This window comes from Myxococcus sp. AS-1-15 (assembly GCF_020037055.1).
Lineage (GTDB): Bacteria > Myxococcota > Myxococcia > Myxococcales > Myxococcaceae > Myxococcus > Myxococcus fulvus.
This window is the reverse complement of sequence record NZ_JAIQDF010000021.1, coordinates 162,861-175,502: the sequence shown is the minus strand read 5'-3', so window position 1 is coordinate 175,502 and position 12,642 is coordinate 162,861. Positions and strand designations below refer to the sequence as shown.

General features: G+C 70.8%; 6 protein-coding genes. 1 reads left to right on the top strand and 5 read right to left on the bottom strand.

The annotated features are described in order from the left end of the window. Window positions 1–4,434, top strand: coding sequence for a non-ribosomal peptide synthetase (locus K8625_RS39215; protein ID WP_223785582.1), 4,434 nt, complete (start codon window positions 1–3; stop codon window positions 4,432–4,434). A 39-nt stretch (window positions 4,435–4,473) separates the two neighbouring features. On the opposite strand, the gene K8625_RS44015 is transcribed toward K8625_RS39215, so the two are convergent. The 5 genes from K8625_RS44015 to tssF all read right to left on the bottom strand — a co-directional run bounded on the left by K8625_RS44015 (window position 4,474) and on the right by tssF (window position 12,631). Next, window positions 4,474–5,424, bottom strand: a complete 951-nt coding sequence (locus tag K8625_RS44015) for a hypothetical protein (protein ID WP_223747574.1) — start codon at window positions 5,422–5,424, stop codon at window positions 4,474–4,476. Further along, window positions 5,421–7,040 carry an FHA domain-containing protein gene (locus tag K8625_RS39200; protein ID WP_141326409.1) on the bottom strand — a complete coding sequence of 540 codons (1,620 nt, stop codon included), beginning with the start codon at window positions 7,038–7,040 and terminating at the stop codon, window positions 5,421–5,423. The genes K8625_RS44015 and K8625_RS39200 overlap by 4 nt, the downstream gene beginning before the upstream one ends. Before the next feature lie 123 nt (window positions 7,041–7,163). After that, window positions 7,164–9,785, bottom strand: a complete 2,622-nt coding sequence (gene tssH / locus K8625_RS39195) for a type VI secretion system ATPase TssH (protein ID WP_223785581.1) — start codon at window positions 9,783–9,785, stop codon at window positions 7,164–7,166. A gap of 54 nt (window positions 9,786–9,839) precedes the next feature. Further along, a complete protein-coding gene (gene tssG, locus K8625_RS39190) occupies window positions 9,840–10,874 on the bottom strand; it encodes a type VI secretion system baseplate subunit TssG (RefSeq protein WP_223747572.1) in 1,035 nt (344 codons plus the stop codon). 14 nt (window positions 10,875–10,888) lie between these two features. Beyond that, complete coding sequence (gene tssF / locus K8625_RS39185) at window positions 10,889–12,631, bottom strand: type VI secretion system baseplate subunit TssF (RefSeq protein ID WP_223785580.1); 1,743 nt, start codon at window positions 12,629–12,631, stop codon at window positions 10,889–10,891. Between the last annotated feature and the right edge of the window lie 11 nt (window positions 12,632–12,642).

Genomic DNA, 12,642 nt, shown 5'->3' with positions numbered 1-12,642 from the left:
ATCGACCAGCTCCAGCCTGGCAGCGCCGCCTACAACGTCCCTCTCGCCATCCACCTCTCCGGCGAGCTCTCCCTCCCCGCCCTCCAGCGCGCTCTCGACGCCCTCATGGCGCGTCACGAGTCCCTCCGCACCTCCTTCGCCCTCCACGACGGCCAACCCTTCCAGCTCATCGCGCCGTCGCAGTCCCTGCACCTGGCCCTGTTCGACCTCTCCACCCAGCCGAACGCGGATGAGACGGCGCGTGCGCTGGCGGTGGAAGAAGCTCAGCGCCCCTTCAACCTCGCCCAAGGCCCTGTCATCCGCGCGACGCTGCTGCGGACCGCGCCTCAGCGCTACGTGTTGCTGCTGACGATGCACCACATCGTCTCGGATGGCTGGTCCCTGGAGGTGCTCTTCCGCGAGCTGAGCGCGCTCTACACCGCGCTCACCCGTGACGAGCCCTCGCCCCTCGCGCCGATGGCCATCCAGTACGCCGACTTCGCCGTGTGGCAGCACCAGTGGCTGAACGGTGAACGGCTCGATGCTCAGCTCGGGTACTGGAAGGAGCAGCTCACGGGCGCGCCGTCCTTCCTCCCGCTGCCGACGGACTTCCCGCGTCCTCCCTCCCAGTCCTTCCGTGGCGCCGTCGAGAGCATCACGCTGCCGCCCGCGCTCCTCGAATCGCTCGTGCGTCTCAGTCGGAAGGAGGGCACCACCCTCTTCATGACGCTGCTCGCGGGCTTCCAGCTCCTGCTCTCACGCTACTCGGGGCAGGACGACATCAGCGTCGGCACGGCCATCGCGAATCGCCACCGCGCGGAGCTGGAGGGCCTCATCGGCTTCTTCGTCAACTCGCTGGTGATGCGCACGCGCCTGTCCGGCGAGCCCACGTTCCGCGAGCTGCTGCGTCGCGTGCGTGAGGTGTCCCTGGGTGCCTATGCGCACCAGGATGTCCCGTTCGAGCAGGTCGTCGAGGCGCTCCAGGTTCCGAGAGACCCTCGCTACTCGCCGCTCTTCCAGGTCCGCTTCAACCTGCAGGACAGCCCCTATGGCCACCTGAAGATGGCGGGGCTCGACGTGTCGATGCTCGAGACGGAGTGGAACTACACCAAGTTCGACCTCCACCTCTTCATGAGCGAGGCCGCCGAGGGTCTGCAGACCTCCTTCGCGTACAGCACGGACCTCTTCAAGCCGGAGACCATCCGCCGGATGCTCGGCCACCTGGGCCAGCTGTTGGAGAACATCGCGGCCAACCCGGATGTGCCCATCAACTCCGTGTCCATGCTGACGCCGGAGGAGCAGCGGCAGCTCGTCCGGTGGAACACGGCCCCCGCGCTGGAGTCGCCCGCGACGTGCTTCCACGCGCGGTTCGAGCAACAGGCCGCCGCCACACCGGACGCCACGGCGCTGGTCTCCGAGGACCGGTCCCTCACCTATCGACAGCTCAACGAGCGCGCGAACCAGCTCGCCGCGCAGCTGCAATCGCTCGGCGTGGGACCGGACCGCGTGGTGGGCCTGTACCTGGAGCGCTCGCTCGACCTGCTCGTAGGCCTGCTCGCCATCCTCAAGGCCGGCGGCGCGTACCTGCCGATGGACCCGGGGCTCCCGCGGGAACGACTCGCGTTCATGATGTCGGACCAGCGCCTGCCCGTGGTGCTCACGCAGGAGTCCCTCCGCGCGTCGATTCCTCCCGGTGAGGCGCACGTCTTCTGCGTCGACTCACAATGGAAGGAGCTTGAAGGACGGCCTCGCGAGAATCCGCCGCTCACCGTCGAGCCGCGGCACCTCGTCTATGTCATCTACACGTCCGGCTCCACGGGTCGGCCCAAGGGCGTGGGCATCACGCACGGCAACCTGAGCCACTACCTGTCGGGCATCGCCCGCGTCCTCGACGTGCCTCCAGGGCTTCGCTACGCCACGGTGTCCACGTTCGCCGCCGACCTGGGGAACACCATGGTCTTCCCGGCGCTCGCCACGGGCGGAGCGCTCCACATCATCTCCGACGAGCGAGCCTCGAACCCCGAGGCCATGGCCGAGTACATGCACTCGCGGAGCATCGACTGCCTGAAGATCGTCCCCTCGCACCTGACGGCGCTGCTCACCGCGTCCCGTCCCGAGCACGTCCTGCCGGGACAGCGGCTCGTCCTGGGCGGCGAGGCGTCGCGATGGGAGCTGATGGAGCGGGTGCAGACCCTGGCTCCGGAGTGCCGGGTCATCAACCACTACGGTCCCACCGAGACGACCATCGGTGTGTTGACCTGGGCGGTGCCACCGCGACTGGCCTCGAAGCCCGCGCCCACCGTGCCGCTCGGCTTCCCCATCGGGGACACCACCACGCACGTCCTCGATGCCCACCGGCAGCACGTTCCCGTCGGTGTGCCGGGGGAGCTGTTCATCGGTGGACCGGGTGTGACGCGCGGCTATCTGGGACGGCCCGAGCTCACCGCCGAGCGCTTCGTGAGGTTCGGTGAGGAGCGCGTCTACCGGACGGGAGACGTGGTGCGGCGGCTCCCGGATGGAGCGCTCGAGTTCCTCGGCCGCATCGACCATCAGGTGAAGATTCGCGGCTTCCGCATCGAGCTGGGGGAGATCGAAGCCATCCTCTGCCAGCAGCCCGAGGTGCGTGACGCGGTGGTGCTCGCGCGCGAGGACGACGTGGGCACGAAGCGGCTCGTCGCGTATCTCGTCTCGCACCCGGGCCAGACGCTCGCGACCGAGCCGCTGCGCGAGCGGCTCGCCCAGCAGATGCCGGAGTACATGGTGCCGGCGGTCTTCATGGTGCTGGAGGCGCTGCCCCTCACGCCCAACGGCAAGGTGGACCGCAAGGCGCTGCCCGAGCCCGTGAGCCCCAGCGCTCCGAAGCCGGAGGAGGCGCAGGCGCCCCAGTCGCCAACGGAGCTGCTCCTGGCGGACATCTGGAAGCAGGTGCTGCGCGTGGAGCACGTGAGCCCGGCGGACAACTTCTTCAAGCTGGGGGGCGACTCCATCCTGAGCATCATGGTCGTCGCCAAGGCCATCCAGGCCGGGTTGCAGCTCACGCCGCTGGACATCCTGGAGTGCCAGAGCCTCGCGGAGCTCGCCGCGCGCGTGCGCAGCCCCGAAGAGGCCGCTGACGAGCAGACGGTGTCCGGGACCTTGCCGCTCACACCCATCCAGAATCGCTTCTTCGAGCTGTACCCGACGGAGCGGCACCACTGGAACCAGGCGTTCCTGTTCGAGGTGCACCAGCGGCTGTCGCCCGCGCAGATGGAGGAGGCGGTGCGCAAGCTGATGCGGCACCACGACTCGCTGCGCCTGCGCTTCGTGCAGGGCTCCGCGGGGTGGGAGCAGTCCTACGCCGGACCCGACGTGCCGGTGCCGTTCAGCCACCACGACTTGAGCGCGCTGTCCGCGAGCCAGCGGGTCCAGGAGCAGGAACGGCTGTCGACCTCGCTCCAGAAGAGCCTGGACCTGTCCGCGGGGCCGCTCATGCGGGTGGCCTTCTTCGACTGGGGGCGCGAGGAGCCTGGGCGGTTGCTGCTCATCGTCCACCACCTGGCCACGGATGGGATTTCGTGGCGGGTGTTGATGGAGGACCTGCAGACGCTGTGGGAGCAGCTCGGCGCCGGGAAGGCGCTCCAGCTTCCGCCCAAGAGCACGTCGTATCAGGCGTGGGCGCGGAAGCTGTCGGAGTACGCGCAGTCGGACAAGGCGCGGCGGGAGCTGCCCACGTGGACCTCGGAGGTCTACGGCCGGGTGGCGCCGATTCCCCGGGACTTCCCGGAGGGGCGGAACCTCGAGGGCTCGACACGACTGGTGGAGGGTGCGCTGGCGCAGGAGGAGACGCGCGTGTTGCTGCACCGGATGCGCGACGTGCACGGCGTCAACGTGGACCACGTGTTGCTCGCGGCGCTGGTGCGTGCGCTGACGGAGTGGACGGGCCGCGCGGCGCATCTGCTCGAGCTGGACAACCACGGCCGCGAGTCGATTCTGGAGGGCGTGGAGCTGTCACGCGCCGTGGGTTGGTTCACGGCGCTGAGCCCCGTGGTGGTGGAGGAGCCCGCGGGAGCCTCCGCGAGCGCGCTGCTCCAGGCGGTGAAGGAGCAGCTCCAGGCGGTGCCCAACCGCGGCGTGGGCTTCGGGGTGTTGCGCTACCTGAGCCGGGACACGGCGGTGCGAGAGCAGCTCGCGCGGCTGCCGAGGACCGAGGTGTGCTTCAACTACCTGGGCCACTTCGACCTGGTGCGCTCGGGCAACGCACCGCTGCGGCCCGCGTCGGAGTCCGTCGGGCCCGAGCGGGCACCGGCTGGCCCGCGCTCGCGCGTCCTGGACATCACGGCCTACGTCTCCGAGGGCACCTTCCACCTCGCGTGGGCCTACAGCGAGAACCTCCATGCGAGGGGCACGCTCGAAAAGCTGTCCTCGGCGTACCTCACGCACCTGAGGGCCCTGCTCGCCACGGCGGGGGCAGCGTAGCCCTGAGGAGGGCCTCGTCACCGGGGCCCTCCAAGACGTCTACTTCGTCGACTCGGTCGCGCCGTCCTCCAGCAGCCGGCCCCACAAGGACGAGTCGTCGACGACCAGGCGTCCCGAGGACAGCTTCACGCTCCGGTCGATCTGCGCCTTGCGGAACTGCCTTGGCGGGATGCTGGGCTGCTTGGGGTCCATGTCGTTGACCACCATCTGCTCCTGCAACCGGATGGCGTCCGCCGCGAAGCTCAGCGCCGCCGTGTAGTCGTAGCGACGCAGCCACCGGCTCGGCAGCGAGCGCGACGCCGTCCGGTTCAGCTGGAAGAGCGCCGGGCTCGCGCACGCCCCCTCCGCCGTCAACACCGGCTCGTTGATGAAGCGGTTGCCCCGCTGCAACAACACCCGCACCGCGCGCTGGCACGCCGTCCCCATCGGCCCCGCGCACCGCTCCCCCTCCGCCACCAGCAGGTCCACGCCCCCCATCCGCTCCAACCGCAACCTCGCGTTCTTCGTCCTCGAGCGCAGCACCCCCAACGCCCGCACCGCCAACCCTCGCGGCGTCGACTCCACCAACGCCACCGGGCCCAGCCCCTCTCCATCCGCGAAGTGACGCGCCACCGCCCACACCAGCCGCAGCTCCGGCCGGATCTCGCTCACCACCACGTCCCCCGCCGTCAGCGTCGTCGGAGGCAACATCGCCGCCGTGGAGCCCGCCTCCACGCACTCCCCCGGCGCCGGGTCCTGCCAGAGCACCGGCGTCCCCATGCAGTCCGTCACCGGCGTCGCCACCTGCCACGTCCGCGTGTCGTAACCACTCAGCAGCAACGGATAGAGCACCTCCGCCCGCCACTGGTCTGGCGACAGCGCATGCACCCCCGTGGGCCGCTCCGAGAAACACAACGCCGCCACCGCCGGCGCCGCGCGCACCGGCGCGGTGCTCTTGCACCCCGCCAACGCCAACGCGCACCCCAACACCAACGACTGTGTCTTCCTCATGTCCCTGATGACTCCCGAGCCCGGCGCTTGGACACCACTGAGACCTCCCCATCACCACTCTTGTTCGCCGCGTCACCCACGATGGCGTGGTACGCCTTCGCGAACTCCGGACCGAACAACACCGCGCTCAGCTCGCGCTCCTCCTCCATCAGCGTCCTGAGCCGCTCCTCCAGCCGCTTGAGCTTGCGCGACGCCTGGAACGGCCACAGCCGCGAGAAGAACGAGCCGCCCTTGCCCTCCTCCAGCTCGCCCGGCAACAAGCGCTGGAGCAGGTCCTTCACGCCCTCGCGCATGCCGTTGAGCAAGGCAATCTGGTGGATCATCACATCCACGAACCCGCCCATCAGCTCCTGCACCCGCTCCGCGCTGTCCGGCGCCTTCCAGTCCAACAGGTAGCGCAACACCTCGCGCGTGTTGCGACTCTTGGAGAGCGGCGTCACGTCCCGCGCCAGCATCACCGCCATCTCCTGGCCGAACTGGTCATGCCCCTGCCGCAGCTCCACGAACGCGCGGCCGAACGTCTCCAGCACATCCGCCAACCGGTCCAGGAAGCGGTCGATGTCCGCCCCCGACTCCAATCCCTTGCTCCCCGGCAGGTACGAGCGCACGAACTGACCCAACAACTCCCGCGCCATCACATCCAGCCGGTTGCCGCCCCCCGGCGCCGCGGGCACCGGCGTCACCTGGGAGTTGCCCCCGGACGACTGCGGCAGCGCCACCCCCAACGAGCGCGCGAACTGGCCGAACTGCGGCTCATGCGCCACCCCGGGCAGCCGCCGCTGCAGCTGCGCGACGAGCGACGCCCGGTCCGCCTCCGGCAGCGTCCCCGCCTGACGGACCATGGACTCGTGCAGCGTCTGCCACGCGTTGCGGTACGCGTTGTAGAGCGGCACCAGCTGCTGGATGGAGCTCTGCAAGCCGTTCGAGGACGCGGCGGGCGGCGGCGGCGCCACCACGCGCACGCTGTTGCTCGTCGGCGCGCGGCGGCCCGCGGGCGCCGTCGGAGGCTCGGGGTCCGGAATGGGGATGCCGGAGATGATGGTGCGCTGCCCCGGGTCCTGTCCCTCCAGCTCCTCGTCGAGCGCCGGCACCAGCAGCGTGCGAGGGCTCACCTCCTCCTGACGGCGGGACTGCGAGATCGCCGCGTCGCTCAGGGCCGGCAGCATGGCGGTGGCCACCACCTGCTCGCGCCCCTGCACCGGCGTCGGCTTGAAGCTCATGGGCGTCCCGTCATCGGGGCCCTGCAGCGTGGCCAGCGCGCGGAACTGCGTCATGCGCGACTGCCCATCCCCCGCCGACGCCGCGGCCTCCCGCGACAGGCGCATCTCGATGGTGCCGATGGTGACGCGCGTCTCCTCGCCCACCCGCACCGGGACGTTCTTGTCGATGCGCCGCCCGTCGATGCTCAGCCCGTTCGTCGAGCCCAGGTCCACCACGTGGATGGACTTCTGGTTGAACCGGACCAGCGCATGGAACAACGACACGAACGACTTGGGGATGGAGATGTCGTTGAGCTGGTTGCGACCGATGCGCACGGGCGAGTGCGTGAAGACATACTGCCGCTCCTTCGGCGGCTGCGTCTCCAGGTCCTTGATTCGGATGACGAGGGGCAGCACGGCTCACTCCTATCCCGAAGCGGTGGGGGGAAGCCCCCCCGGGGGGTGTACCTCGCGACAGTTCGTCACGGCCCGGCGGGAGGCATCATCCCTCCCCCAGGTCCGAGATGCACCACCCGACTATCAGCTGTCTGAGAATGCGAGGTCCCAGTCGCCCCCCGCCCCCAGGCCGACCCTCAGGCGGCTCGGGACGCCTCCCGCGGCGAGCCTCTCCAGGACCTCCAACGACAGCCGGGGCATCAACGAGGCACGCAGCACGTGGTCCACGTTGCGAGCCCCCGAGTCGTTGTCCTGGCAGCGCCGGGCGAACTCCTCGTACACCTCCGGGGCGAACTCCGTCTTGACCCGGTGCGACGTGTGCAGCCGGTCCGCCAGGGCCGAAAGTTTCATCTCGGCGATCTGCTTGAGCACGTCCTTGGCGATCGGCAGGAACGGCACCACCGACATGCGCGCCAGGAGCGCCGGCTTGAAGTGCCGGCTGAGGATGGGGCGGATGGTCTCGCTGACCGTGTCCGTGCTCGGCGCCTCCGGGCCCGAGTACAGCTGCATCAGCGCGTCCGTGGCCAGGTTGCTGGTGAGGATGACCACCGTGTTGCGGAAGTCGATGAGCCGCCCCTCGCCGTCGGACAACATGCCCTTGTCGAACACCTGGTAGAAGAGGTTCATCACCTCCAGGTCCGCCTTCTCGCACTCGTCCAGCAGGACGACGGAGTAGGGCCGCTGGCGCACCGCCTCCGTCAGCACGCCGCCCTCGCCGTAGCCCACGTAGCCGGGCGGCGAGCCGATGAGCCGCGACACGGTGTGCTTCTCCTGGAACTCCGACATGTTGATGGTGGTGAGGAAGCGGTCTCCGCCGTAGAGCGAGTCCGCCAGCGCCAGCGCCGTCTCCGTCTTGCCCACGCCGCTGGGCCCCACGAAGAGCAGCACGCCGATGGGCGTGTTGGGGTTGCGGATGCCCGCGTGCGACATGCGCAGCGTCTCCGCCACCGCGCGCAGCGCCGCGTCCTGCCCGCGCACCCGCGAGCGCAGCGTCTCCTCCAGCGAGAGCACCGCCCCCACGGAGCTGCTGCGCAGCTTGCCCACCGGCACCCCCGTCCACCCCGCCACCACGCGCGCCACCACGTCCGGGTCCACCTCCACGTGGATCAGCGGAGACTCGCCCTGCAGCGTCTCCAGCTTCGCGCGCGCCTGGGCCACGTCCGCCTTCAGCTTGGCGGTGTCCGCGTCGGGCTCCGCCGCCTCCAGCGCCGCGCGGGCCTTCTTCACCTCGTCCACCGCCGCCCGCTCCTGCTCCCAGCGGGCCTTCACCGTGGCCACCTGGTCGCGCGTGGCGGAGAGCTTCTCCTCCAGCGTCGGGCCCTCGTCCTCGTCCTTCGACACGTGCCCCGCGGCGCGCTCCCGCTCGCGCACGCCCAGCTCGCGCTCCAGCGCCGCCAGGCGCGACTGCGCCTCCACCAGCTCGTCCGGCCGGGCGCTCTGCTCAATCTTCACGCGCGCCGCCGCCGTGTCGAGCAGGTCCACCGCCTTGTCCGGCAGCTGCCGCCCGGAGATGTAGCGGTGGGACAGCTCCACCGCGGCCACCACCGCCTCGTCGCGGATGGTGATGCCGTGGGACTGCGCATACGTGGGCGTCAGGCCACGCAGCATCAGCACCGCGTCCGCCTCCGACGGCTCGTCCACCTTGATGGGCTGGAAGCGCCGCTCCAGCGCGGCGTCCTTCTCGAAGTACTTCTTGTACTCGGCCCACGTGGTGGCCGCGATGGTGCGCAGCTCGCCGCGCGCCAGCTCGGGCTTGAGCAGGTTCGCCGCGTCGCCGCCGCCCTGCTGGCCGCCCGCGCCGATGAGCGTGTGCGCCTCGTCGATGAACAGGATGATGGGCTTGGGCGAGCCCTTCACCTCGGAGATGACCGCCTTGAGCCGGTTCTCGAACTCACCGCGCACCCCCGCGCCCGCCTGCAGCGCGCCCAGGTCCAACCCGAGCACCTCCAGGTTGCGCATGGACTCCGGCACGTCGCCCGCGACGATGGCGCGCGCCAGCCCCTCCACCAGCGCTGTCTTCCCCACGCCCGGCTCGCCCACGATGATGGGGTTGTTCTTGCGCCGCCGCGCCAGCACGTCGATGACCTGACGAATCTCCCGGTCCCTGCCGAAGATGGGGTCGATCTTCCCGTCGCGCGCCTTCTGCGTGAAGGAGTTGGTGAAGCGCGTGAGCGCCTCCTCGCCCCGGCCCCCTCCCGCCGCGGGCGCCGCCGAGGCCGCGCTGCCCACCTCCGCCGCCTCCTTCGAGCCGCCCACCACCTCGTCGAAGACCTTCTTGAGCGCCTCCACGGAGATGGCGTCCAGCGCCGGGTAGGACTCCGCGGAGTAGCGCGAGGAGCGGGCGATCCACTGCCACAGCAGCGCGCCCGAGCGCAGCCGCGCCGCGCCGTGCTCCAGCGAGGCCACCAGCCACGCGTCCTCGAACCACTGGAACAGGCTCTCGGAGAACACGGGCCGGCCCGCGTTGCCCGTGCGCAGCTCGCGCAGCGCGTCCTCGATGGAGCCGATGACCTTCGCGCGGTCCACCTGGAAGTGGCGCAACAGCCGCGAGGCCTCGCCGTCCTCGTCCTCCAGGAGCTGGCGCAAGAGGTGCTCGGGGATGATTTCGTAGCAGCGCGCGGTGCTCGCGCGCGACACGGCGGCCTCCAGCATCCGCGTGGCCGAGGGCGTCAGGCGCCGCACGAGGGTCTTGGGTTCAACGCGCATGATTACGCTCCAGGGGTTTGGCTGGCGGCGGGTGGGAACACCGGAAGGACGGCGTCATGACGGCGAAGGCGGCGCGGCGCGCCGGGGGGCGGCCGGCAGTGGCACGGTGCGCAGGCGCAGGCGCGTGTCGCTCCGGCGCTGCCCCAGGTAGCAGTCGTGGCCCAGCCGCGAGGGGGACTGCGTCGCCAGGCGGAAGCGCGGCAGCTCCGCCTCGCGCACGCCCAGCACCAGCGAGCAGTCGAGCGGGTCCCTCACGACCAGGTCCACCACCTCGCGCACCACCGGGGACAAGTCCCCCTCGGGCATCAGCCGCCGGTAGACGTCCCCCTCCAGCGGCGCGATGTGGATGTCGAAGCTGCCCGAGCGGTCGAACATCCTGGAGCCGAGCAGCGCGGTGCGGCTCAGGTTCGTGTTCGTCCGCCCCAGCCGCATCCGGTTGTCCGCCTCGATGTCCACCCAGTGGCCGGAGAACTGACGCAGCGACACCTTCGCCTCGCCCAGCACGGGCGCCAGCACGTCCGTCAGCGCCAGCTCCAGCGTGCCCGCCGTGCGCGCGCGGGCGGCGAGCAGCGGCGCCAGGCGCAACAGCTGCGCGGATGACAGCGCGCCCGGGTACGGCCGCTCGTAGGTGTCCAGCCCCGCCAGCGACAACAGTCGCTGGGACCAGACGTCGCTGCCCTCCCGCGTCGTCTCCGCCTGCAGCGAGTAGCGCGACAGCGCCCGGTACAAGAGCGACAGCAGCCGGTGATGGAACAGGTCCAGGAAGTCGCGCCGGCGCGCGGAGTCCGGGTCCTCCTGGGCAATCTCCTCCGGGATGTAGTCCGGCAGCGGCGACACGGCGCCGGTGAGCCCCAGGAACGTGGTCATCACCTCCACCACGTGCGAGGAGCCACCCAGCTCGCCCGACGGGGGCACGACGCGGATGCGGCTGACGTCCCCCGCGCTGAAGGTGAGCGACGGGTCATGCCGGAAGCGGATGGCCTCCTCCACGACGGGCCCCGTGCCGCCCACGGGCACCGCCTCCGACGTCAGCCGCTCCAGCAGCGCCACCAGCGGCCTGAAGGCCCACTGCCCGGGGCGTTCGCTCAAGCGCTGGACGGCCTTCAGCAGATCGTCTGTCGGCCGTTCCGGGGAAGCCACCGGTACTCCAGTCGAGAGGGTTGGAGGCGCAGCACGAGCTCGCTGAAGGAGTTGAGGCTCACGTGCGAGGCGAACAGCTCGTCGAGCACGCAGCCGAAGAGGAACGCGTCCCCCGGGCCCGTGAAGCCCGCCTCGTCCAGCTCCACCGTCACCTGCACGCCTCGCACGGGGGCGCCCTGGAGGAAGCGCGTCAGCGGCTGTCCCCTCACCTCCCGCAGCGCGCCCACGCGCAGCTCGTTGGCGCGCGCGGTGGACTGGTCCGCCGTCGCCTGGAAGTTGTAGAGCGCCAGCATCGACTGCAGCGCGCCGGGCTCCAGCAGCGAGCGCTGGTTGAGGCTCAGGTGGGAGAGCAGCCGCCAGTGCAGCTCCGAGCCCATGGGCGGCCTGGACGGCCGCGTCACCGCGACGATGTTGCGAAAGCGCGCCGTGGTGGGCGACGCCGCGGTGGGCACGCTCAAGTCCCCCACCTGCAGCCGCGAGGGCAGCGAGCGGTTGGTGCACGTCAGCTCGATGGACAGCGTCTCATCCGCCAGCGACGGCGTCGCGTCGCGCGGGCTGCCCAGCGACAGCGAGACGTCCATCGCGTCATCCAGCGGCGACAGGGCATGGTGCAGCCGATAGAAGCGCGACGCGTCGCCCGTGGCGTGCGCGAAGTCGAAGTACGGCCGGTACTGCTGGCGCTCGGTGCGGCCCTGCGGCAGCCCCGTGACGGAGTCCACCGAGTACACCTCCATGTGCCCCGGCTCCACGCCCGAGGCGCGCACCAGGTGCTCGTGGCCCAGGGAGCCGGTGCGCACCGGGTCCGCGGACGCGGCGAAGAGGTTGACCACCGGCGCGCAGTGCAGCCGGAAGACGTCCTTGGGCAGGCGCCCGGGCAGCGTGGGCGGCCGCTCGAACTCGAAGAGCAGCTCCAGCTTCTGGCCGGTCAGCTCGCTGGCCGCCTGCAGCCCCTTCACGTCGATGAAGAGGAACTTCTGCGGCAGCGTGAAGTACTCCTGCAGGAGCCGGTAGCCCTCCGGCACCGTGGCCGGCCAGGGCCACAGCGTGTTGCCCGCCTCCAGGCCCGTGGCGCGGATGCACTCCGGTCCCAGCCGCACGGACGGACCGCCCGCGGGGTTGCGCAGCACCACGCCCTTGCAATGGCGCAAGAGCCACACCAGCAGCATGGACGCCACCGGCAGCTCCGCGTGGAGGAACAGCGACAGGCCCTCCTCCGTGAAGATCTCCGCCCGGCCCTGCTCCACCAGCTGCAGCTGCGCGCGCAGCACGGGCGCCGCGGGCGAGGACTGGTCCAGCGTCGTCTCCGTCAGCGTCAGCGGCAGCAGGTCCACCGCGCGCGTCGTGCGGAAGGTGCAGACGGTGCCGTCCACGGGCTTGGCGCCCACCTCCGTCCCCGCCGCAATCCGGGAGCGGCCGCGCAACAGGCGCGCGTGGGGCGTGAACTCCACCACCGAGCACGCCGGCACCACCCGCAGGTAGTGCGGCAGGAGCAGCTCCGTCAGCCCGTGAATCACCTCCGGCACCGCGCCGTCGATGCGCTCGCGCACGCGCGCCGTCAGGAACGCGAACCCCTCCAGGAGCCGCTCCACGTCCGGGTCGCCACCGCGCTCCACCAGGAGCCCGGCCAGCGCCGGGTTGACGGTGCCGAACGCGCGGCCCATCTCCCGCAGATATGTGAGCTCGCTCTGGTAGTACTTGCTGAACACCGCGACTCCCC